A 22,602-nucleotide genomic window follows, 5' to 3' on the forward strand; every position below is an offset into this window, starting at 1 on the left:
CGTAATCCTTACAGGCCTGTCGTGATGTCAATCTTGTGGCCCTCGGCGAGAGTCACAACGGCTTTCTTGACATCGGATTGCTGGCCGCGGAAACCGCGGAACACCTTACGCTTACCCATGCGGATCAAGGTATTGACAGCCTTCACCTTGACGTCGAACAGCTTTTCTACAGCTGCCTTGATCTGAGGCTTGGTGGCATCCTTGCGCACGTTGAAGACGACCTGGTTGCTCTCCGAGGCCATCGTGGCCTTTTCGGTGATGACCGGCGACACTATGATGTCATAGTGACGCGAGTCCTTGGAAATGCGGGACGGATTGCTCATTTGAACCGCGCCTCCAGCGCTTCCACAGCAGCCTTCGTCAGCACCAGTTTGCTGCGACGAAGAATGTCATAAACATTGATGCCCTGCACCGGCAGCACGTCGATGTGCGGTATGTTGCGGGCAGCGAGGCTGAAACCTGCATCCACCTGCGCCCCATCGATGAACAGAGCATTGTTGATGCCGAGCGTGTTGAGATGGCCAAGCACGACCTTGGTCTTGGGCTCCGACTGGGTGTTCTCCAGCACGATCAGTTCGCCGGCCTTGACCTTGGCGGACAGGGCATGCTTGAGCGCCAGCGCACGCACGGCCTTGGGCAGATCGTGAGCATGCGAGCGGGTCACCGGTCCGAAGGCGCGGCCACCGCCGCGGAACTGCGGCGCGCGGGCAGAACCGTGACGGGCAGAGCCCGTACCCTTCTGCTTGAACATCTTCTTGCCGGTGCGCCAAACGTCGGCGCGGCCCTGCGTTTCATGTGTTCCGGCCTGACGCTTGGCCAACTGATAGCGCACCATGCGGGCGATCAGATCCTGGCGTGGCTCGAGACCAAAAATGGCATCGTTCAGTTCGACCGAACCGGCCTTCTTCCCATCGAGGGACGAGACGTCAATCTTCATCACTCGCCCTCCTTCTTCACTTCGTTATTGAGACGGAACTTGCCGGGCTGCGGCGCATCCTGAGGCAGAGCCTTCTTGACGGCGTCACGCAGATAGATCCAGCCACCGGCGGAACCGGGCACAGCGCCCTCAACCAGAACCAGTCCGCGCTCGACATCTGTCTGCACGACGCGCAGGTTCTGGGTGGTGACACGCTCCACACCGAGGTGACCGGCCATTTTCTTGTTCTTGAAGGTCTTGCCCGGATCCTGACGACCGCCGGTCGAACCATGCGAACGATGCGAAACCGAGACACCATGCGTGGCGCGCAGACCGCCAAAATTCCAACGCTTCATCGGTCCGGCAAAGCCCTTACCAATCGTGGTGCCGCTGACATCGACAAACTGACCGACAACGAAGTGATCAGCGGTGATTTCAGCACCAACCGGCAGCAGCTTGTCTTCCGGCACGCGGAATTCAGCAATCTGCATCTTGGGCTCAACCTTCGCAATGGCGAAACGGGCGCGCTCGGCGCGCGAAACGTTCTTGACTTTCGCCCGGCCAATGCCGAGCTGAACAGCCGTGTAGCCGTTCTTGTCTTGCGTCCGATGCGCGATAACTTGACAGCCATCGAGCTTCAGAACTGTCACAGGGACGTGCTCACCGGCATCCGTAAAGATGCGGGTCATTCCGACCTTCTGTGCGATAACACCTGACCGCATGGTTCTTTATCCTTCAAGGCACATTCGTTGAGAGGTGCCTGTTACAACAAAACTTAGAGCTTGATCTCGACATCGACACCGGCTGCAAGATCGAGCTTCATCAAAGCGTCGACGGTTTGCGGCGTCGGATCAACAATGTCAAGCACCCGCTTGTGAGTGCGAATTTCAAACTGCTCGCGCGACTTCTTGTCGACGTGCGGCGAGCGGTTCACAGTAAACTTCTCGATCTGCGTCGGCAGCGGGATGGGCCCACGAACCTGGGCGCCGGTGCGCTTGGCCGTAGACACGATTTCTTTCGTCGACGAATCAAGGATTCGATGATCAAAGGCCTTGAGACGTATGCGAATATTCTGAGCGTTCATAAGGTTCATCCCTCGATTGGTAGGCGGGGCGAGGACCCCGCCCAGTCAATCAGCCTCAATTATTCAATGATCGATGCGACAACGCCTGCACCAACGGTGCGGCCGCCTTCGCGGATAGCGAAGCGGAGCTTCTCTTCCATGGCGATCGGAGAAATAAGAGCCACATCCATCGAGATGTTGTCACCCGGCATCACCATTTCCGTGCCTTCCGGCAGCGTGCAGACGCCGGTCACGTCGGTGGTGCGGAAGTAGAACTGCGGACGATAGTTCGTGAAGAACGGGGTATGACGGCCACCTTCTTCCTTGGTGAGGATGTAGGCCTCAGCCTTGAACTTCGTATGCGGCTTGACCGAACCCGGCTTGCAGAGAACCTGACCACGCTCAACGTCTTCACGCTTGGTGCCGCGCAGCAGCGCGCCGATGTTGTCGCCGGCCTGACCCTGATCGAGCAGCTTGCGGAACATTTCAACGCCGGTAACGGTGGTCTTGGTGGTCGGACGCAGGCCGACGATCTCGATTTCCTCGCCAACCTTGACAATGCCGCGCTCGACACGGCCGGTCACCACGGTGCCGCGGCCAGAGATCGAGAACACGTCTTCGACCGGCATCAGGAAGGGCAGATCCAGCGGACGGGCCGGCTGCGGGATATATTCGTCAACCGTCTTCATGAGAGCCAGAATAGCGTCATGACCGATCTTCTTGTCGCCGTCGTCGAGAGCAACCTTAGCCGAACCCTTGGTGATCGGGATTTCGTCGCCAGGGAACTCGTACTTGGAGAGAAGTTCACGGATTTCCATTTCAACGAGGTCGATCAGTTCGGCGTCGTCGACAAGGTCAACCTTGTTCATGAACACAACGAGAGCAGGCACGCCGACCTGACGGGCAAGCAGGATGTGCTCGCGGGTCTGGGGCATCGGGCCGTCCGAAGCGGACACGACGAGAATAGCGCCGTCCATCTGGGCTGCGCCGGTGATCATGTTCTTCACATAGTCGGCGTGGCCGGGGCAGTCGACGTGGGCATAGTGACGGTTCGGGGTCTCATATTCGACGTGAGCGGTCGAAATGGTGATGCCGCGGGCCTTCTCTTCCGGAGCCTTGTCGATCTGGTCGTAAGCGGTGAACTTGGCGCCGCCGGCTTCTGCCAGAACCTTGGTGATCGCTGCGGTGAGCGAGGTCTTGCCGTGGTCGACGTGACCGATAGTGCCGATGTTGCAATGCGGCTTAGTGCGTTCAAACTTTTCTTTTGCCATGACAGGCTCCTCTTAAACCTAAGGGTTCAAAACTTTGAATGTTCAGTGACCGATCAAGCCGAATATTTCGCCTTGACCTTTTCCGCTTCCGCGGTCGGCACCTGCTCGTAATGATCGAACTGCATGGTGTAGTTCGCGCGGCCCTGGCTGAACGAGCGCAGGGTGTTCACGTACTGGAACATGTTGGCGAGCGGCACCATCGCATTGATGACGACCGCATTACCGCGCATGTCCTGACCCTGAACCTGACCACGACGACCCAGAAGATCGCCCATGACCGAACCGGTATAGTCTTCCGGGGTCACCACTTCCACCTTCATGATCGGCTCAAGAAGAACGGAACCGCCCTTCTGGAGTGCCTCGCGGAAAGCAGCACGCGATGCGATTTCGAAGGCGAGAACCGACGAGTCAACGTCATGGAACGCGCCATCCACCAGCGTTGCCCGGACGTCCACAACCGGGAAGCCGGCAAGAATGCCCGCACCCATGACGCTGTTGATGCCCTTTTCAACGCCCGGAATATATTCCTTCGGCACGGCGCCGCCCACGATCTTGGATTCGAAAGCGTTACCTGCACCCGGCTCATTCGGCTCGAACACAATCTTCACGCGGGCAAACTGGCCTGTACCGCCGGTCTGCTTCTTGTGCGTATAGTCGATTTCGACCTTCTTGGTGAGCTTTTCACGGTAAGCCACCTGAGGAGCGCCGATATTCGCGTCCACCTTGTAGGTGCGGCGCAAAATGTCGACCTTGATGTCAAGATGAAGTTCGCCCATTCCCTTCATGATGGTCTGACCGGACTCAGAGTCGGTCGAGACACGGAAGGACGGGTCTTCGGCAACCAGCTTGGCCAGGGCAATGCCCAGCTTTTCCTGATCAGCCTTGGACTTCGGCTCGACGGCGATTTCGATAACCGGCTCGGGGAAGATCATCTTTTCGAGGATCACGGCCTTGTTCGGATCGCAGAGCGTATCGCCGGTGCGCGTTTCTTTCAGACCAGCCAGAGCCACGATATCGCCGGCATAGGCTTCCTTGATGTCTTCGCGGTTATTGGCATGCATCAGCAACATGCGCCCGACACGCTCGCGCTTGTCCTTGGTGGAATTGAGCACGGTCGTACCCGACTCGATCTTGCCCGAATAAACGCGCGAGAAGGTGATGGTGCCGACAAACGGGTCGTCCATGATCTTGAAGGCGAGCATGGAGAAGGGCTCGTCATCGGACGGGTTGCGAACGATTTCAGCCTCTGTTTCGAAATCTATACCCTTGATCGCGCCACGATCGAGCGGCGACGGCAGATATTCGACAACGGCATCAAGAAGCGGCTGAACGCCCTTGTTCTTAAAGGCCGAACCGCAGAGAACCGGAACGAACACGCGGCCCTGCACGGCGGCGCGGATGAGGCGATGAAGCGTGGCTTCGTCCGGCTCATTGCCATCGAGATAGGCAGCCATGACATCGTCGTCGAGTTCGACGGCAGCGTCGATCAGCATGGTGCGGTATTCAGCGGCCTTATCCTTCAGGCTGGCCGGAATTTCCTCATCATGATAGTTCGCGCCCAGCGCTTCGTTTTCCCAGACCACAGCCTTCATGCGAACGAGATCGATGATGCCGGCAAAGTCGCTCTCGGAACCGATCGGCAGTTGGATGCAGACCGCACGTCCGGCAACCTTGGTCTTGATATCCTCGACGCACTTGTAAAAATCAGCGCCGATCTTGTCCATCTTGTTGACGAACACGATACGCGGAACGTTGTACTTGTCGGCCTGACGCCAGACGGTCTCGGTCTGCGGCTCAACGCCCTGGTTACCGTCGAGAACGCAGACAGCGCCATCGAGAACACGCAGGGAGCGCTCCACCTCAATGGTGAAGTCCACGTGGCCGGGGGTATCGATAATGTTAAGGCGCTTGCCCTTCCAGAACGTGGTGGTGGCAGCCGAAGTGATCGTGATGCCACGCTCCTGCTCCTGCTCCATCCAGTCCATGGTGGCAGCGCCGTCATGCACTTCGCCAATCTTGTGCGATTTGCCGGAGTAATAAAGAATACGCTCAGTCGTCGTCGTTTTACCGGCGTCGATGTGAGCCATGATACCGAAATTTCGGTAATCCTGAATCTGATGCGAGCGGGCCATGTTGAGGTCCTTAAAAAGAATTACCAGCGATAATGCGAGAAGGCGCGGTTGGCTTCCGCCATGCGGTGCGTATCTTCGCGCTTCTTAACGGCATTGCCGCGGTTATTGGCAGCATCGATCAATTCGGATGAAAGACGATCAACCATGGTCTTGTCGTTGCGGTCACGGGCAGCAGAAATCAGCCAGCGGATAGCAAGGGCCTGACGACGCTCGGTGCGCACCTCAACCGGAACCTGGTAGGTTGCACCACCAACGCGGCGTGAACGAACCTCAACGGCAGGGGCCACATTGTCGAGAGCCGCCATGAACACCTGCAGCGGGTCAGCCTTCAGCTTTGCCTCGACGTTGGCGAATGCGCCATAAACGATCGATTCAGCAACCGACTTCTTGCCATCATACATGATGGAATTCATGAACTTGGTGACAATGATGTTGCCGAACTTCGGGTCCGGAATAATTTCACGCTTTTCAGCGCTGTGACGACGTGACATCGCTTCAATCCTCTTAAATTACTTCGGACGCTTCGCGCCATATTTCGAACGGCGCTGCTTACGATCCTTGACGCCCTGCGTATCGAGAACGCCGCGAAGGATGTGATAACGCACACCCGGCAAATCCTTCACACGGCCGCCGCGGATCATCACAACCGAATGTTCCTGAAGGTTATGGCCTTCACCCGGAATATAGCCGATGACCTCGAAGCCATTGGTCAAACGCACCTTCGCCACCTTACGCAAAGCCGAGTTCGGCTTCTTCGGCGTCGTGGTGTAAACGCGTGTGCACACGCCACGCTTCTGGGGGCTTGCCTCCATGTGGCGAGCCTTTTCGCGGTAGGTCTTTGGCGCCCGCGGCTTGCGGATCAACTGACTAATCGTTGGCATCGTTTGCCCTTCTGGTGAACCGAAGTTCTGTCTTGTCTCTCCCGGGCTTTCACCCGGCTTGAATTCCTGCCGCGACACACAACACTCATAAAGCAACACGAATCCGCACCTTGGCCTTTTCACTAAAGGCTTAAAGTGCGCAAATCGCAGAGGACTGGCGAAATTCGCCAATCTTGCCTTGACTAGCTTGCGCTAGGAGTGACGTTTACCGTCATGGCTAGGGCCAACAGCGTTTAGGACCTTTGTGTTCTGGACGAGACGTCCGGAAAGAAGAGAGCCTACAGCCTGTTGAAGTGCGCGGAACATACTGAAACCCTCCCCCCCCGTCAACCCCTTTGATGAGTCAAATCAAACTGAAATGACTCGATTTTTTAAGGTTTGCTCCCCGGCTGGCGCCGGATTGCCACGCTAAAGCGGCCTGAGCTCAGATAGAGAGGCAAATGTCTCCGATTTGGCCAAAAAAAGAGGCCGTCCGGAAGACGGCCCCGTCTCTAAATATTCTGATTCGGATTATTCCGCCGGATCGGCGGCAATCTGAACCGGCTGCTTGGACGTCTCGGCCCGCTGCTGGACGATAAGTTCGTCGCGCATGGTGGCGATGCGGCGCAGCTTCGACATGGCTGCACCCGTGCCTGCCGGGATGAGACGACCGACAATGACGTTTTCCTTCAGCCCTTCCAGCGTATCCATTTTGCCATTGACCGCAGCCTCGGTAAGGACGCGGGTGGTTTCCTGGAACGAGGCAGCCGAGATGAACGACTTGGTCTGCAGCGACGCCTTGGTGATGCCGAGGAGAACAGGCGTTCCCACGGCGGGGCGCTTGTGCTCTTCCAGAAGCTTCTGATTGATCGCATCCATTTCGATACGGTCGATCTGCTCGCCGCTCAGCAGGTCGCTGTCGCCGGCATCCGAGATTTCCACCTTCTGCAGCATCTGGCGGACAATCACCTCAATGTGCTTGTCGTTGATGCCCACGCCCTGCAGGCGGTAGACTTCCTGAATCTCGTTGACGAGATAGGCCGCCAGTTCCTCGACACCCTTGATCGCAAGAATGTCGTGCGGAGCCGGATTGCCGTCGACGATGTAATCGCCCTTCTCCACCACGTCGCCGTCCTGCAGATGGATGTGCTTGCCCTTCGGAATGAAATATTCCACCGGATCCAGCCCGTCCTCATGCGGTTCGATGGTGATGCGCGTCTTGCTCTTGTAGTCCTTGCCGAACTTAACCGTACCGGAGATTTCCGCGATGATCGCGTGATCCTTCGGACGACGGGCTTCGAACAATTCCGCCACACGCGGCAGACCGCCGGTGATGTCGCGGGTCTTGGCGCTTTCCATCGAAATACGGGCAATGATATCGCCCGCGTTGACATGCGCGCCCTGCTCGAACGAGATGATCGACTCGACAGGCAGGAGATAGCGCGCATCGCCGCCGCGCGGCAGCTTTGCCACCTTGCCGTCCTTGCCCTTGACGACAAGAGCCGGCTTGAGGCTGCTGGAGCGCTGGCTCATGCGCCAGTCGATGACGACGCGCTTGGCGATACCGGTGGCCTCGTCGATGGCTTCCGAAATCGACGCGCCCTCAACGAGATCCTCGAAGCCGATGGTGCCTTCAACTTCCGTCATGATCGGACGGGTATAGGGGTCCCATTCGGCCAGACGCTGACCGCGCTTGACCTGATCGCCCTCGTCGACCTTGAGGCGCGCGCCATATTGCACGCGGTGCACGGCGCGGTCCTGTCCGTCGGCGCCGACAATGACCACAGCAACGTTACGCGCCATGACCATGAGGTCGCCATCAGAGTTACGGGCCAGATTGCGGTTGCGGATCTTGACCGTACCTTCGAAGTTCGACTCGATGAAGGACGAATCGGCAATCTGCGCCGCACCGCCGATGTGGAAGGTGCGCATGGTGAGCTGGGTTCCCGGCTCGCCGATCGACTGTGCTGCGATGACGCCGACGGCCTCACCCATGTTGACCGGCGTTCCGCGAGCAAGATCGCGGCCATAGCACTTGGCGCAGACACCGTTCGGCGCTTCACAGGTGAGAACCGAGCGGATCTTCACCTCCTGAATGCCGGCAGCATTGATGCGGTCAATATGCCATTCCTGAATCATCTCCCCGGCTGCAACAATCACGCTTCCGTCGAGCGATTTGAGATCCTCGGCTGCAGTTCTGCCCAGAATGCGGATGGCCAGAGACGCAACAACCTGACCCGCGTCGATGATCGCGCGCATCCGGATGCCGCCCTGCGAGCCGCAATCTTCGGTCGAGATAATCGCATCCTGCGCCACGTCGACGAGGCGGCGGGTGAGGTAACCGGAGTTCGCGGTTTTCAGCGCCGTATCGGCAAGACCCTTACGGGCACCGTGGGTCGAGTTGAAATATTCGAGAACCGAAAGACCTTCCTTGAAGTTGGAAATGATCGGCGTCTCGATGATTTCGCCCGACGGCTTGGCCATAAGGCCACGCATGGCCGCAAGCTGCTTCATCTGGGCCGGCGAACCGCGGGCTCCCGAATGGCTCATCATGTAAATCGAGTTAATCTGGCGATCCTTGCCATTCTCGTCCTTCTTGACGGACGAGATGCGGATCATCATTTCCTCGGCGAGCTTGTCCGAGCACTTGGCCCAGGCATCCACGACTTTGTTGTACTTCTCGCCCTGGGTGATGAGACCGTCGTTGTACTGCTGCTCATATTCCTTGGCGAGCGCCGTTGTGTCGGCGATGATCTTCGGCTTGGTCTCCGGCACAACCATGTCGTCCTTGCCGAACGAAATACCGGCCTTGAACGCCTCGCGGAAGCCAAGCGCCATGATCCGGTCGCAGAAGATAACCGTCTCCTTCTGACCGCAGTTACGGTAAACCGTATCGATCATGTTGGAGATTTCCTTCTTCGTCATCAGCTTGTTGACGACATCGAAGGGGATCTTGTTGTGCTCAGGAATGAGCTGGCCCAGCAACATGCGGCCCGGCGTGGTGTCGAAGATTTTCGCCACGCGGTTGCCAGCAGCATCATAGGTCCAGGCGCGGCCCTTGATGCGGGTGTGCAACGTCACTTCCTTGGCCGCGATTGCGGCTTCAATTTCGTTGATATTGCTGAAAATGCCGGCCAGCGGCATTTTCGTCACCGGATCGACGCGGTACTGCCCGATGTCGCCGTCGCGCATCAGCGTGAGATAATAAAGCCCAAGCACGATGTCCTGGCTCGGCACAATGATCGGCTGGCCGTTGGCGGGATGCAGGATGTTGTTGGTCGACATCATCAGCACGCGCGCCTCAAGCTGCGCTTCCAGCGACAGCGGCACATGCACGGCCATCTGGTCGCCGTCGAAGTCGGCGTTGAAGGCCGAACAGACGAGCGGATGCAGGCGGATCGCCTTGCCTTCGATCAGCACCGGCTCGAAAGCCTGAATGCCAAGACGATGCAGGGTCGGCGCGCGGTTCAGCATCACCGGATGTTCGCGGATGACCTCGTCGAGGATATCCCAGACCTCCGGCTTTTCCTTCTCCACCAGCTTCTTGGCCTGTTTCACGGTCGAAGACAGACCCTTGGCATCGAGACGCGAATAGATGAACGGCTTGAACAGTTCGAGCGCCATCTTCTTCGGCAGGCCGCATTGATGCAATTTGAGCTCCGGACCCACCACGATGACCGAGCGGCCGGAATAATCCACGCGCTTGCCGAGCAGGTTCTGACGGAAACGGCCCTGCTTGCCCTTGAGCATGTCTGCGAGAGACTTGAGCGGACGCTTATTGGCGCCCGTGATGACACGGCCGCGGCGGCCGTTATCGAACAGCGCGTCAACCGATTCCTGCAGCATGCGCTTTTCGTTGCGGATGATGATATCCGGCGCACGCAGCTCGATCAGCCTTTTCAGGCGGTTGTTGCGGTTGATCACACGACGGTAGAGATCATTCAGGTCGGATGTGGCGAAGCGGCCGCCATCGAGCGGCACCAGCGGACGCAGATCCGGCGGAATGACGGGCACCTCGGTCAGGATCATCCATTCCGGCTTATTGCCAGACTGCATGAAAGCCTCGATGATCTTCAGGCGCTTGGCCAGCTTTTTCGGCTTGAGATCGGTGGTGGATTCAGCAATCTCGATACGCAGTTCAGCCGCAATCTTGGCCAGGTCCATCGAGCGCAAAATCTCGCGGATGGCTTCGGCGCCAATCATGGCCACGAAGGAATCCTGACCATATTCGTCCTGGGCGCGCAGATATTCGTCTTCCGACAGCAACTGGCGGGTCTTGAGCGGCGTCAGGTTCGGATCGATGACGATATAGGATTCGAAATAGAGAATGCGCTCCAGATCTTTCAGCGTCATATCGAGCAGAAGACCGATGCGCGACGGCAGGCTCTTGAGGAACCAGATATGCGCAACCGGGGCGGCAAGCGAAATGTGGCCCATGCGCTCGCGCCGCACGCGGGACAGCGTTACTTCAACGCCGCACTTCTCGCAGATAACGCCCTTATATTTCATGCGCTTGTACTTGCCGCACAAGCACTCGTAATCCTTGATCGGGCCAAAGATGCGGGCGCAGAACAGGCCGTCCCGCTCCGGCTTGAAGGTGCGGTAATTGATCGTTTCCGGCTTCTTGATTTCGCCGAACGACCAGGAAAGGATCTTTTCAGGGCTTGCGATACCGATCTGGATCGCATCGAACGCCTGAGGCAGAGCCACCGGATTGAAGAGATTCATAACCTCTTTATTCATAACCATCTCCTAAAGCTGGGGCGCGCCGCGCCACCATGGCCGGAAAAGCACTGTGGGGCAGTTCCCTGCCCCGAACAAAATCTGGGGGCGGACCCGAAAGCCCGCCCGGACCGCATTACTCCGCAGCTTCAGCCGACGGTGTCTCCGGCAGCGGCTTGGCGTGCGAGACCAGTTCGACATTGAGGCCGAGCGAGCGCATTTCCTTGACGAGAACGTTGAAGCTCTCCGGAATACCGGATTCGAACGTGTCCTCTCCGCGCACGATCGCCTCGTAAACCTTGGTGCGGCCCGCCACGTCGTCCGACTTGACGGTGAGCATTTCCTGCAAGGTATAGGCCGCGCCATAAGCTTCCAGCGCCCAGACTTCCATTTCGCCGAAGCGCTGGCCGCCGAACTGTGCCTTGCCGCCCAAAGGCTGCTGGGTCACGAGGCTGTAGGGGCCGATGGAACGGGCATGGATCTTGTCGTCGACAAGGTGATGCAGCTTCAGCATGTAGATATAGCCCACGGTCACCTGACGGTCGAACGTGTCGCCGGTGCGTCCGTCATAGAGCGTCGACTGACCGGAGGAAGCCAGACCTGCCATTTCCAGCATCTCGACAATGTCCTTCTCGCGCGCACCGTCGAAAACGGGGGTTGCGATCGGCACACCGCGACGCAGGTTCTGGCTCAGTTCGGCAATGCCCTCATCCGACAGCGACTTGACGGTTTCGTTCTCGCCATAGATCTGCTGCAGCTTCAGCTTGAGCGGCGCGATAGCCTCTCCTGCGGACGCAGCATCGGCCTTGATCGCCTTCATGTAAGCGTCGTAAGCCTCGCCCACCTGCCGGCCAAGGCCTGCACAGGCCCAGCCCAGATGTGTTTCGAGAATCTGACCGACATTCATGCGGCTTGGCACGCCGAGCGGATTGAGCACGATATCGACAGGGGTGCCATCCGCGAGGAACGGCATGTCTTCCTGAGGCACGATGCGCGAAACCACACCCTTATTGCCATGGCGGCCGGCCATCTTGTCGCCCGGCTGGATCTTGCGCTTCACCGCGACAAAGACCTTGACCATCTTCATCACGCCGGGCGGCAGTTCATCGCCGCGCTGCAGCTTTTCGACCTTGTCCATGAAGCGGTTTTCAAGCGCCTTCTTAGACTCGTCATATTGCTTGCGCATGGCCTCGATTTCGCCCATCGCCTGATCGTTCTCGATAGCGAAAACCCACCATTGCGAACGCGGATAATCCGCCATCAGGGCACGGCTGAGCACCGTATCCTTCTTGAAGCCCTTCGGCCCGGCCACTGCGGTTTTGCCTTCGAGCACATCAGCGAGACGCGCATAGACGTTGCGGTCAAGAATGGCCAGTTCGTCGTCGCGGTCCTTGGCAAGACGCTCGATTTCCTCACGCTCGATCGCCTGAGCGCGCTCATCCTTGTCGACGCCGTGCCGGTTGAACACGCGCACCTCAACGATGGTGCCCTGCACACCCGGCGGCACGCGCAGGCTGGTGTCGCGCACGTCCGAAGCCTTCTCGCCGAAAATGGCGCGCAGCAGCTTTTCTTCCGGGGTCATCGGGCTTTCGCCCTTCGGCGTGATCTTGCCGACCAGAATGTCGCCTGCCTGCACTTCGGCACCGATGTAAACGATACCGGCTTCGTCTAGATTCTTCAGCGCCTCTTCCGAGACGTTCGGAATATCGCGGGTGATTTCCTCCGGGCCAAGCTTGGTGTCGCGCGCCATCACCTCGAATTCCTCGATATGGATCGAGGTGAACACGTCTTCCTTGACGATTTTCTCGTTGAGGAGGATCGAGTCTTCAAAGTTATAGCCGTTCCAGGGCATGAACGCGACCAGCACGTTACGGCCAAGGGCAAGATCGCCAAGATCGGTCGACGGACCGTCAGCGATGATGTCGCCCTTCTGCACGAAATCGCCCACGCGAACGAGCGGCTTCTGGTTGATGCAGGTTGACTGGTTCGAGCGCTGATATTTCATCAGACGGTAGATATCGACGCCCGGCTTGGCCGGATCCATCTCTTCCGTAGCGCGGATGACGATACGCGTCGCATCCACCTGATCGACAACGCCGGTGCGGCGGGCGGAAATCGCCGCGCCCGAATCGCGGGCCACGACAGATTCCATGCCGGTGCCGACCAGCGGCGCATCGGCGCGCACAAGCGGCACAGCCTGACGCTGCATGTTGGAGCCCATGAGCGCGCGGTTGGCGTCGTCGTTCTCAAGGAACGGAATCAGCGCCGCAGCAACGGACACAAGCTGCTTGGGCGAAACGTCCATGTAATCGACACGGTCGCGCGGCACCATCACCACATCGCCGGCATGACGGCAAACGACCAGATCGTCCGCCAGAACGCCATTGGCATCGACGGAAACATTGGCCTGAGCGACGGAATATTTCTGCTCTTCCATGGCGGAGAGATAAGCCACCTCATCCGTGACATGGCCATCGCGCACGCGCCGGTACGGCGCTTCGATGAAGCCATATTTATTGACGCGGGCGAAGGTCGCAAGGCTGTTGATCAGGCCGATGTTCGGGCCTTCCGGCGTCTCGATCGGGCAGATGCGGCCATAATGGGTCGGATGCACGTCGCGCACTTCGAAGCCGGCACGCTCGCGCGTCAGACCGCCCGGGCCAAGCGCCGAGAGACGGCGCTTATGCGTGATCTCGGACAGCGGGTTGGTCTGATCCATGAACTGCGACAGCTGCGACGAACCGAAGAATTCGCGCACGGCGGCTGCGGCAGGCTTCGCGTTGATAAGATCCTGCGGCATCGTATTGTCGATCTCGACCGACGACATGCGCTCCTTGATGGCACGTTCCATACGCAGCAGGCCAAGACGATACTGATTTTCCATCAGTTCGCCGACCGAGCGCACGCGGCGATTGCCGAGATGGTCGATATCGTCGATCTCGCCACGGCCGTCACGCAGATCGACCAGCGCCTTCACAACAGCGAGAATGTCGTCCTTGCGCAGAACCCGCATCGTATCCTCGACCTGGAGGTCGAGACGCATGTTCATCTTGACGCGGCCCACAGCCGAAAGATCGTAACGCTCAGAGTCAAAGAACAACGACTGGAACATGGCCTCAGCCGAGTCGATGGTCGGCGGTTCGCCGGGGCGCATGACACGGTAAATGTCGAACAGCGCATCCTCACGCGAGGAATTCTTGTCCACATTCAGCGTGTTGCGGATATAGGGACCGACGTTGATATGGTCGATGTCCAGAACCGGAATTTCCTCGAAACCGGTCTCCACGAGGAAGGCCAGCGTCTTGGCCGTGATTTCGTCTCCGGCTTCAGCATAAATTTCGCCCGTCTGCGGGCTGTAGAGGTCCTGCGCGATATACTGACCATAAAGATCGTCGTCGCTGACGCGCAGAGCCTTGACGCCGCGCTCGGCCAGCAGACGCGCCGCACGCGCGGTCAGCTTCTTGCCGTTCTCGATGACCACTTCGCCGGTGTCGGCATCAACCATGTCGACGGACGCCTTGACACCCTTCATGCGCTCGGCGTCGTATGGCATGCGCCAGCCGGCTTCCGCGTCATAATTCTGGCGGGTGTAGGTGACGGTCTTGTAGAAGGTCGAGAGAATTTCCTCGCCGTCCATGCCCAGCGCATACAGCAGCGAAGTCACAGGTATCTTGCGGCGGCGATCGATGCGCGCATAGACGATGTCCTTCGCGTCGAACTCGATATCGAGCCAGGAACCGCGATAGGGGATAATGCGCGCAGCGAACAGAAGCTTGCCCGACGAATGGGTCTTGCCCTTGTCGTGGTCGAAGAACACGCCCGGCGAACGGTGCATCTGGCTGACGATGACACGCTCCGTGCCATTGACGATGAACGTGCCGTTGGACGTCATGAAGGGCATGTCGCCCATGTAGACATCCTGCTCCTTGATGTCCTTGACCGACTTGGCGCCGGTATCCGGATCCACATCGAACACGATCAGGCGCAAAGTCACCTTCAGCGGCGCGGCAAAGGTCATGCCGCGCTGACGGCACTCGTCCACGTCATATTTAGGCGCCTCAAATTCATATTTGACGAATTCAAGCAGGGAATTCCCCGCGAAATCGCCAATCGGAAACACGGACTTGAATACGGACTGCAGACCCTCGTCAGATGGGCGGCCGCCTGCGGGCTCCTTCACCATCAGAAACTGATCATAGGATGCCTTCTGAACCTCGATAAGGTTCGGCATCTCGGCCACCTCACGGATGTGACCAAAAAACTTACGGACACGTTTACGGCCGGTGAACGTTTGCGCCATCGTCGCTCCTCGCACCTTCAAATCTCAACGGCGGACCAAAATGGTCTCACGCCGGATCGCAGCATTGCCGCGCGGGGATCAGCCCCTGTTTGCCCTTTGGCACCCGGTTTGCCAGAGGCAATCCGGAAGACGTGAACGGCCCCGAACCTTTTCGGGACCGTTCGCTTGAAACTCAGCACCCGCAAAGCTTGCGGGCCGGAGAACTCACTTGAGCTCGACCTTGGCGCCAACCTTCTCAAGGGTTTCCTTGATCTTCTTGGCTTCGTCCTTGGCAACGCCTTCCTTGACGGTCTTCGGCGCAGCTTCAACCAGATCCTTGGCTTCCTTCAGGCCCAGACCGGTGATGGCGCGGACTTCCTTGATGACTTCGATCTTCTTGTCGCCGGCAGCAGCCAGAACAACGGTGAACTCGGTCTGCTCTTCAGCAGGCGCAGCAGCGGCGGCAGCGCCGGCAGGAGCAGCAACAGCAACAGCGGCTGCAGCCGAAACGCCCCACTTCTCTTCAAGAAGCTTTGCCAGTTCAGCAGCTTCCAGAACGGTCAGGGACGACAATTCATCGACGATTTTTTCAAGCTTAGACATTATTCACTTCCTTAAAGCAGTTCGGTTCGAACTTGATATTGATGATAAACAGCCCGATTAAGCCGCATCTTTGTTGGCATAAGCTCCGACAACCCGCGCCAGCTTGGCGGCGGGAGCGGTGGAGAGCTGTGCAATCTTGGTTGCCGGCGCGACAAGCAGGCCGATCAACTTCGCACGCAGTTCATCCAGAGACGGCAAGGTCGCAAGCGCCTTGACACCATCCACATTCAGAGCTGTTGCGCCCAGCGCACCGCCAAGGATAACGAACTTGTCGAATTCCTTGGCGAAGGCGGTCGCAACTTTCGGCGCCGCAACCGGATCGTCCGAATAGGCGATCAGGGTCGGTCCCTTGAGCAGGGGACCGATGGAAGCGACATCCGTGCCTTCAAGAGCGATTTTAGCGAGACGGTTCTTGGCGACCTTCACGGTTGCACCAGCTTTGGCCATCTGCTTGCGCAGATTTTGCATCTGGGCAACGGTCAGGCCGGAGTACTGCGCCACAACCACCACCGACGTTTTCTTGAAAACATCATTGAGGGTCGAGACGAGTTCTTTTTTCTCCGCTCTATCCACTTTGCTCTCTCCGGTTGACGAAATAACTTCGCCGTTTGCACATGCCAGCCCTTGCAGGCCGGCCCTCACGTGCCTGTCCCCGCGGCGAATAACTCGCCCGGAAAGATGGTTCGAACCAAACGACAGGGCTTTCGCCCCATAAACTCGCGGTCTTCCCCGTCTATGCAGACTTCGGCAGGGGAACTCCCCTAAATCCCAGATCCGAAGACCCGGAACGCCTCGATGAAATTAAGCAAATCCCTGATTTTCATCACGAATTTACATCTGCAGTCTCGGACAGGACATAGCCGGTCAGGACACGAGGTGTTCCCCCGATCCACCGGCTTATCCACCATGAAAGACAATCTTTCGAATGAACTTCCATGGAATCTCAATTTTTGCGTGGAGCAGCGAACCGCTCCACGTCGCTTTACTAGCGCGATTTTTCACCCTTGCCAAGCATTAAATGCGGCAAAAGCTATCCCGTCAGGCCTGAGCGCCAGTGACGCTGGCCACTTCCACCTTGACACCCGGACCCATCGTGGAGCTCAACGCAACACGCTGGATATAGGTGCCCTTGGAGCCGGCCGGCTTGGCCTTGGCCACGGCATCGACGAACGCCCGGATGTTTTCCTCGAGCTTGGCTTCACCGAACGACGTCTTGCCGACGCTGCCCTGGATGATACCGGCCTTCTCGACGCGGAACTCGACGGCGCCACCCTTCGAGGCAGCAACAGCAGCCTTGACGTCCATGGTGACGGTGCCGACCTTCGGGTTCGGCATCAGGCCGCGCGGGCCGAGCACCTTACCCAGACGGCCGACCAGCGGCATCATGTCCGGAGTAGCGATGCAGCGATCGAAATCGATCGTGCCGCCCTGGACGATGGTCACCAGTTCCTCAGCACCGACAACGTCGGCGCCTGCAGCCTTGGCCTCGTCGGCCTTGGCGCCGCGGGCAAACACGGCGACGCGCAGAACGCGGCCAGTGCCGTGCGGCAGATTGACGACGCCGCGCACCATCTGGTCCGCATGCTTGGGGTCGACGCCCAGATTCATGGCAATTTCGACGGTTTCGTCGAACTTTGCGCTTGCACTGGCGCGCACCAGTTTCAGGGCTTCAGCCACAGGATAAAGCTTGGTGCGATTGATGGCCTCACGGGCCTTCTTAATACGTTTTCCGACATGTGCCATGATCTTACCCCACAACCTGCAGGCCCATGGAACGGGCGGAACCCTCAATCATCGCAGCTGCAGCTTCAACGGTCGAGCAATTGAGATCGACGATCTTCTTCGAGGCGATCTCATTAATCTGGGCCTTGGTGACCTTGCCGACAAAACCGCGGCCCGGGGTCTTGGAACCCGACTGGATGCCTGCGGCCTTCTTCAGCCAGTAGGACACCGGCGGCAATTTCATTTCGAAGGTGAACGAACGGTCCTGATAAACCGTGATCACCACGGGGATCGGCGATCCCTTTTCCATCTGCGCTGTCTTGGCGTTGAACGCCTTGCAGAATTCCATAATATTGAGGCCGCGCTGACCAAGTGCCGGGCCGATTGGGGGCGATGGCTTCGCCTCGCCGGCCGGAACCTGAAGCTTCACGTAGCCCGTGATCTTCTTTGCCATGTTCTCTGCTCCAAATTTGGCCCGGCTTTCGCCGTGCCGGTTGCAGTTTGTGGTTCAACGGCTCCCCGGACTGGCTGCCCGGACCATCTCCCACATTTCATGCGGGGACCATCCCCGCGTGAAAATCATTTGGTCTTTTCGACCTGTCCATATTCCAGTTCGACCGGCGTTGCACGTCCGAAAATGGAAACGGCCACCTTGAGGCGCGAACGGTCGGTGTCCACTTCCTCGATGATGCCGTTGAACGAAGCGAATGGCCCGTCCGAAACCTTGACCTGCTCGCCGATTTCGAAATGAATGGCGCTCTTGGGGTGATCGACGCCCTCTGCGATCTGCCCTTTGATGCGATTGGCCTCAGCCTCGGAAATGCGCATCGGCTTATTGTCCGCGCCGAGGAACCCGGTCACTTTCGGCTGGCTCTTGATCAGATGGAACACATCGTCGGTCAGGTCGCATTTGACCAGCACATAGCCCGGAAACAGCTTGCGCTCGGTTGCGACCTTGCGGCCGCGGCGCACCTCGATAACCTGCTCGGTCGGCACGAGGATTTCCTCGAATTTTTCGCTCAGTCCGCGCTGGGCAGCCTGCTCCTTGAGGCTGTCCGCCACCTTCTTTTCGAAGTTGGAATAGGCGTGGACGATATACCAGCTCATGCTCATGATTGGCCAAGCCCCAGAATAAAGCTGAGAGCCAGGTGAATCACCTGGTCGACAGTCAGGAAGAACAGGCTGGCCAATATCACCATGATCAGCACCATGGCGGTCGTCACCAGCGTTTCACGGCGGGTCGGCCAGGTCACCTTGCGTCCCTCGGCCCGCACTTCCGACAAGAATTCGAACGGATTTACCATCTGCCCAATCTCGGTTGCGGCCCGGTTCAAAAGCCGGACCAAAAAACAGGGCGCGGAACCGAACGGTCACGCGCCTGATGAAGGGCGTATACTCCAGCTTGGGCCAATTGCAAAGAAAAAAATTACCCGAAACTTCAATTCGCGCGGGCAGCGCCAATGGCAATTTCAGCGGATGAGCCAAAACCGGGCGCGGCATCACTGGCGACATCATTATCTATGCTGCGATCAAACCCGTCCATGCGCCAATCAACTGCGTCCAGCAGCGCCCGAACCTGAGTCTGGAGATCCATACAGGCAATAATCCTGGCCTTTCTGTCAAAGAACACCTCGACCACACCATCCCAAATCGAGGCCCCGGCCGCACCCGCCGCCTGCACGGGCCTGCGCCTCCCGCGCTCGATGGAGCGCAGCCTTGCAACAACAAAGCCGACAGTGACCCCGCTGTCATGCACGATGAGCACGCGGGCATGCCGGGGATCTATATTGACGGTCTGGCCCATCATCACCGCAAGATCGAACAAAGGCACCACCGCGCCGCGATGCTGGATCATGCCGACATGATCCATTCGCGCCTGCTCCATGCGCAATATACCGTGTCCATAGGGCAAAATTTCAGAAATCTGGCCAAGCGGCGATGCATATTCGCCACCCGCAGCATAAAGAATATAGGGCTCACCGGCTACATCAGCCGCCTCAGCCATGCCGGCCTCTGTGGCATCATCCGGCCTGTCATGCGCCAGACGCGCCAGCGCCGCCAGAGACGCGTGATTCAGGAGACCATCCGTTTCAAATATAAAGTGCTGCGCGCCATCCGGCCGCATGATAGCGCCCATGAGCAAAGCGTGGCTCGCTGTGGCGAGAACCGGCACCGGATGTATCTCATCCGAAGGCACCCGCACAATCTCGCACACCTCGTCGATTGCGAGACCAAGAGCGCCGTTTTCCGGATATTTCAGCACCAGAACGCTGGTTTGCGCGGCAGGAGGAATCTCGCGAAACCCAAGGAGGCTCTGAAAATCCACCACCGGAATCTCCTTGCCATGAAAATCGATAACGCCAAGGCAAATGTCCGATTGAAGAGCGCTTGGCTTCAGGGCGGTGCTGGCAGTCGCAGCGCCGACAATATCGACCGGCATTCCAAAGCCAAGCTTGCCGCAACGAAAAAGAAGAATAGGCTCCGAATTCGCATTTGCTCCTTCATCGCCAATATCCGGCCGTTCGGACACCATAGGCACTCCCGGCAGTTGAGCAATGCGCCCCGGGTCAAGCAGGACGAATGTCTGGCCTTGATGCTCGAAACTATGGGTCGGCAGCTCGGCACCGGAGCAGCCAGACCATTTCAGTTCATCAAGCCGCTTCGCCGGCAGAGTGGCGATCCCGCAAACAGCATCGACGCAAAGGCCAAGCACGCACCCGTTGTGACGCATGACCACGATGACAGGCCCGGAACGCAAATCGGAAACCGTGTTCAGGATCTTGGCCAGATCGAGCACCGGAATCGCCAGTCCTCGCAATTGCAGCGAACCTTTCAGAAAAGGCGCGGCGCCGGCAAACGCCGCCAGCCTCTTCGGATGAGACACAACTTCGAGGATATTCAAGGCCGGCAGGGCCATGAACAACGCGCCGATCCGCATCAATCCCAAGGTTTGCATCTTTATGCCTCAAGCCCTGCTGGCAACGGTCAAATCCTCAATCAATCTCACGACATGCTGCGAGACCGCCTGTTGAGACTGAGTTGAATTGGCGATATCCCTGATCGACTCGGTCGTTTTGCAAATGCTGGCGACGATACGTTCGAACGCCAGTTTTGCATGCTGCGAACGGTCGCTGCCCTGATTGACCCGCAGAACCGATTCCTCAATCAGCTTGGTGATATTGAGAGCCGCCTCGGAACTGCGCTCGGCCAGACGGCGCACCTCCGCCGAAACCACTGAAAAGCCGACGCCGTTCTCGCCAGCGCGCGCCGCCTCAATTGCCGCGTTGAAGGCAAGCAGATTGGTCTGGCTGGCGATCTCGCCAATCACTTTCACGATTTCAGATATTTCATTCGACGATTTCTGAATAAGGTCGATGGAAATGATCGCATTCTGAAGCGCCTCCTGCCCGACTTCGGCGCTGTTCTGCGTCTCACTCGCCAGACTGTTGGCAACATCGGCAACGCGGGTCACTTCATCAATCGACCCGGTCATTTCGGTGACAACGGACATCATCTCCGACATCTTGTCATTGAGCTTCTGTTCCAGTTCAACCTGCTGGGTAATGTCATAGGCATATTTAACTATTTTTATGGGCTCCCCCTTCAAATCAAGGATCGGGCCATAGCTCGCCTGGATGAACACACTCCGGTTGAACTTGCCGATGCGATGAAATCTGCCTGAATGAAACTCGCCGCGATTAAGCCTTATCCAGAAATCGCGGTATTCTTCGGTCTTGATGTAATCGCCGGGGCAGAAAATGCTGTGATGCTGCCCGACAACTTCTCGCGCGGAATAGCCCATGATCCGCAGAAAATTCTCATTGGCTCTCAGCACATGGCCTTCGAGATCAAATTCGACGACGGCCTGGCTGCGTTCTATCGCATTGATCCGCCCCTCCATTTCAACATGACGTAACTTGCTGGCCGTTATATCGGCTGCAAATTTCACAATTTTGCATAATTTGCCGCCTTGATCGAAAACCGGATTGTAACTGGCCTGAATCCAGACCTCGCGGCCATCGCGGCCAATGCGGCAATAGACGCCCGAGTCGAATTCTCCGCGGCTCAGTTTTTCCCAGAAAGCGCGATAGGCATCGGTGTTCGTGTAAGCCGGATCGCAAAATATGCGATGGTGCTTGCCGGCTATTTCCTTCGGAGAATAGCCCATCAACGCCAGAAAATTGGCGTTTTCATCCAGAACATTCCCGTTCGGATCAAATTCGGCTACGGCCTGCGAGCGATAGATCGCCCGTATCTTGCCTTCAAAATCATTGGCCGAATTCCTGACCCGTGTCAGGTCCGAGGCGGCGAGAATAACCTTCCGCACCCGGCCCGATCCATCAAATATGGGCATGTGGGTCGCATTCAGCCACAGATCCTGCCCCTCCCGGCCCAGAAGCCGCACTTCGCCGGATTCGGCCTCGCCGCGCATCAGTTTGGTCCAGAAGCGGCGGAATGCGGGCGTCCGCGTCGCGGCAGACTCATGCAAAATGCGAAAATCCTGCCCGACGAGTTCATCCGGCTGATAGCCGCTCCACTCGAGAAAATTGGAATTGGCCGATGTGATCAACCCCTCTGATGAAATTTCGACAAAGCCCAGAGTATGATCGGCAACTTTCGCGCGCTCCCGCGATGCATGACGGTCGCAATCCGCCAGAGCTGCTTCCGCAACGAGAAAGAACACATGGTCGCCATTCCTGCCCGGAATCAGATGTCCGGGCATAACCCAAAGCTGTTCGCTGCCAACCGGGCGCATCGTCAGGGCAAGCTCCGCGAGCCGGCCGGACATGACTGTCCGCCAGGCAAGATCAAATTGCGGCTCCGGCCGTTCGATGACAGCATCCACTTGCTTTAATGACGCGCCGCTGTCCAGACCGGCGAGTGTCAATGAAAGACGATTGGCATATGCCAGTTGCGCGGACGGCGCCTCAAAAACAAACACAAGATGCGTACGTTCAACAAGATCGGACAGAATCTCGCCCGAAAGGCCGGCGCGCACGGCTCCCGCACCCAACACGTCAATCATCGACACAC

At 58.1% G+C, this 22,602-nt stretch carries 18 protein-coding genes; all 18 read right to left on the reverse strand.

All coding sequences use genetic code 11. From position 1 onward, the window contains the following. Positions 1 to 8: 8 nt before the first annotated feature. Entirely contained in the window at positions 9 to 323 is a 315-nt protein-coding gene (locus AC0N03_RS06805; RefSeq protein ID WP_474287875.1) for a 50S ribosomal protein L23, read from the reverse strand. Next, on the reverse strand, positions 320 to 937 hold the full coding sequence (gene rplD, locus AC0N03_RS06810; protein WP_474287876.1) for a 50S ribosomal protein L4: 618 nt from the start codon (positions 935 to 937) through the stop codon (positions 320 to 322). Before rplD ends, AC0N03_RS06805 begins: the two co-directional genes overlap by 4 nt. After that, positions 937 to 1,638, reverse strand: coding sequence for a 50S ribosomal protein L3 (rplC, locus tag AC0N03_RS06815; RefSeq protein WP_474287877.1), 702 nt, complete (start codon positions 1,636 to 1,638; stop codon positions 937 to 939). Before rplC ends, rplD begins: the two co-directional genes overlap by 1 nt. Positions 1,639 to 1,691: 53 nt before the next feature. Further along, a complete protein-coding gene (gene rpsJ, locus AC0N03_RS06820) occupies positions 1,692 to 2,000 on the reverse strand; it encodes a 30S ribosomal protein S10 (RefSeq protein WP_474287878.1) in 309 nt (102 codons plus the stop codon). A 59-nt stretch (positions 2,001 to 2,059) separates the two neighbouring features. After that, positions 2,060 to 3,250 (reverse strand): elongation factor Tu, encoded by a 1,191-nt coding sequence (gene tuf, locus AC0N03_RS06825; protein ID WP_474287879.1) that lies wholly within the window; start codon positions 3,248 to 3,250, stop codon positions 2,060 to 2,062. 53 nt (positions 3,251 to 3,303) lie between these two features. Then, entirely contained in the window at positions 3,304 to 5,382 is a 2,079-nt protein-coding gene (gene fusA, locus AC0N03_RS06830; protein ID WP_474287880.1) for an elongation factor G, read from the reverse strand. A gap of 20 nt (positions 5,383 to 5,402) precedes the next feature. After that, positions 5,403 to 5,873: a 30S ribosomal protein S7 gene (rpsG, locus tag AC0N03_RS06835; protein ID WP_474287881.1), complete on the reverse strand. Its 471-nt coding sequence runs from the start codon at positions 5,871 to 5,873 to the stop codon at positions 5,403 to 5,405. Positions 5,874 to 5,891: 18 nt separating this feature from the next. Beyond that, positions 5,892 to 6,263 carry a 30S ribosomal protein S12 gene (rpsL, locus tag AC0N03_RS06840; protein WP_474287882.1) on the reverse strand — a complete coding sequence of 124 codons (372 nt, stop codon included), beginning with the start codon at positions 6,261 to 6,263 and terminating at the stop codon, positions 5,892 to 5,894. 510 nt (positions 6,264 to 6,773) lie between these two features. After that, the gene (rpoC, locus tag AC0N03_RS06845) at positions 6,774 to 10,985 is read right to left on the reverse strand and encodes a DNA-directed RNA polymerase subunit beta' (RefSeq protein ID WP_474287883.1); all 4,212 of its coding nucleotides are present in this window, start codon (positions 10,983 to 10,985) and stop codon (positions 6,774 to 6,776) included. A gap of 115 nt (positions 10,986 to 11,100) precedes the next feature. Continuing rightward, positions 11,101 to 15,264: a DNA-directed RNA polymerase subunit beta gene (rpoB, locus tag AC0N03_RS06850; protein WP_474287884.1), complete on the reverse strand. Its 4,164-nt coding sequence runs from the start codon at positions 15,262 to 15,264 to the stop codon at positions 11,101 to 11,103. Between the two features lie 204 nt (positions 15,265 to 15,468). Next, complete coding sequence (rplL, locus tag AC0N03_RS06855; RefSeq protein WP_474287885.1) at positions 15,469 to 15,846, reverse strand: 50S ribosomal protein L7/L12; 378 nt, start codon at positions 15,844 to 15,846, stop codon at positions 15,469 to 15,471. Between the two features lie 57 nt (positions 15,847 to 15,903). Further along, positions 15,904 to 16,419 carry a 50S ribosomal protein L10 gene (gene rplJ / locus AC0N03_RS06860; RefSeq protein ID WP_474287886.1) on the reverse strand — a complete coding sequence of 172 codons (516 nt, stop codon included), beginning with the start codon at positions 16,417 to 16,419 and terminating at the stop codon, positions 15,904 to 15,906. Between the two features lie 465 nt (positions 16,420 to 16,884). Then, on the reverse strand, positions 16,885 to 17,589 hold the full coding sequence (rplA, locus tag AC0N03_RS06865) for a 50S ribosomal protein L1 (RefSeq protein WP_474287887.1): 705 nt from the start codon (positions 17,587 to 17,589) through the stop codon (positions 16,885 to 16,887). 4 nt (positions 17,590 to 17,593) lie between these two features. Further along, on the reverse strand, positions 17,594 to 18,022 hold the full coding sequence (gene rplK / locus AC0N03_RS06870; protein ID WP_474287889.1) for a 50S ribosomal protein L11: 429 nt from the start codon (positions 18,020 to 18,022) through the stop codon (positions 17,594 to 17,596). Positions 18,023 to 18,147: 125 nt separating this feature from the next. Then, positions 18,148 to 18,681, reverse strand: a complete 534-nt coding sequence (nusG, locus tag AC0N03_RS06875; protein ID WP_474287890.1) for a transcription termination/antitermination protein NusG — start codon at positions 18,679 to 18,681, stop codon at positions 18,148 to 18,150. Beyond that, positions 18,678 to 18,872: a preprotein translocase subunit SecE gene (gene secE, locus AC0N03_RS06880; protein ID WP_474287891.1), complete on the reverse strand. Its 195-nt coding sequence runs from the start codon at positions 18,870 to 18,872 to the stop codon at positions 18,678 to 18,680. Before secE ends, nusG begins: the two co-directional genes overlap by 4 nt. A gap of 134 nt (positions 18,873 to 19,006) precedes the next feature. Beyond that, positions 19,007 to 20,524 carry a chemotaxis protein CheW gene (locus AC0N03_RS06885; RefSeq protein ID WP_474287892.1) on the reverse strand — a complete coding sequence of 506 codons (1,518 nt, stop codon included), beginning with the start codon at positions 20,522 to 20,524 and terminating at the stop codon, positions 19,007 to 19,009. Positions 20,525 to 20,533: 9 nt separating this feature from the next. Beyond that, a complete protein-coding gene (locus tag AC0N03_RS06890) occupies positions 20,534 to 22,594 on the reverse strand; it encodes a methyl-accepting chemotaxis protein (protein ID WP_474287893.1) in 2,061 nt (686 codons plus the stop codon). Between the last annotated feature and the right edge of the window lie 8 nt (positions 22,595 to 22,602).

Source organism: Methylocystis sp. sgz306128 (assembly GCF_056032725.1).

Bases quoted from the DNA above. Each gene is read 5' to 3' on its own strand.
- rpsJ (WP_474287878.1), bottom strand. From the start codon at position 2,000: ATGAACGCTCAGAATATTCGCATACGTCTCAAGGCCTTTGATCATCGA.
- nusG (WP_474287890.1), bottom strand. From the start codon at position 18,681: ATGAGCATGAGCTGGTATATCGTCCACGCCTATTCCAACTTCGAAAAG.
- rpoB (WP_474287884.1), bottom strand. From the start codon at position 15,264: ATGGCGCAAACGTTCACCGGCCGTAAACGTGTCCGTAAGTTTTTTGGT.
- rplD (WP_474287876.1), bottom strand. From the start codon at position 937: ATGAAGATTGACGTCTCGTCCCTCGATGGGAAGAAGGCCGGTTCGGTC.
- rplL (WP_474287885.1), bottom strand. From the start codon at position 15,846: ATGTCTAAGCTTGAAAAAATCGTCGATGAATTGTCGTCCCTGACCGTT.
- AC0N03_RS06805 (WP_474287875.1), bottom strand. From the start codon at position 323: ATGAGCAATCCGTCCCGCATTTCCAAGGACTCGCGTCACTATGACATC.
- tuf (WP_474287879.1), bottom strand. From the start codon at position 3,250: ATGGCAAAAGAAAAGTTTGAACGCACTAAGCCGCATTGCAACATCGGC.
- secE (WP_474287891.1), bottom strand. From the start codon at position 18,872: ATGGTAAATCCGTTCGAATTCTTGTCGGAAGTGCGGGCCGAGGGACGC.
- rpoC (WP_474287883.1), bottom strand. From the start codon at position 10,985: ATGAATAAAGAGGTTATGAATCTCTTCAATCCGGTGGCTCTGCCTCAG.
- rplK (WP_474287889.1), bottom strand. From the start codon at position 18,022: ATGGCAAAGAAGATCACGGGCTACGTGAAGCTTCAGGTTCCGGCCGGC.
- rplA (WP_474287887.1), bottom strand. From the start codon at position 17,589: ATGGCACATGTCGGAAAACGTATTAAGAAGGCCCGTGAGGCCATCAAT.
- rpsL (WP_474287882.1), bottom strand. From the start codon at position 6,263: ATGCCAACGATTAGTCAGTTGATCCGCAAGCCGCGGGCGCCAAAGACC.
- AC0N03_RS06890 (WP_474287893.1), bottom strand. From the start codon at position 22,594: ATGATTGACGTGTTGGGTGCGGGAGCCGTGCGCGCCGGCCTTTCGGGC.
- fusA (WP_474287880.1), bottom strand. From the start codon at position 5,382: ATGGCCCGCTCGCATCAGATTCAGGATTACCGAAATTTCGGTATCATG.
- rpsG (WP_474287881.1), bottom strand. From the start codon at position 5,873: ATGTCACGTCGTCACAGCGCTGAAAAGCGTGAAATTATTCCGGACCCG.
- rplC (WP_474287877.1), bottom strand. From the start codon at position 1,638: ATGCGGTCAGGTGTTATCGCACAGAAGGTCGGAATGACCCGCATCTTT.
- AC0N03_RS06885 (WP_474287892.1), bottom strand. From the start codon at position 20,524: ATGCAAACCTTGGGATTGATGCGGATCGGCGCGTTGTTCATGGCCCTG.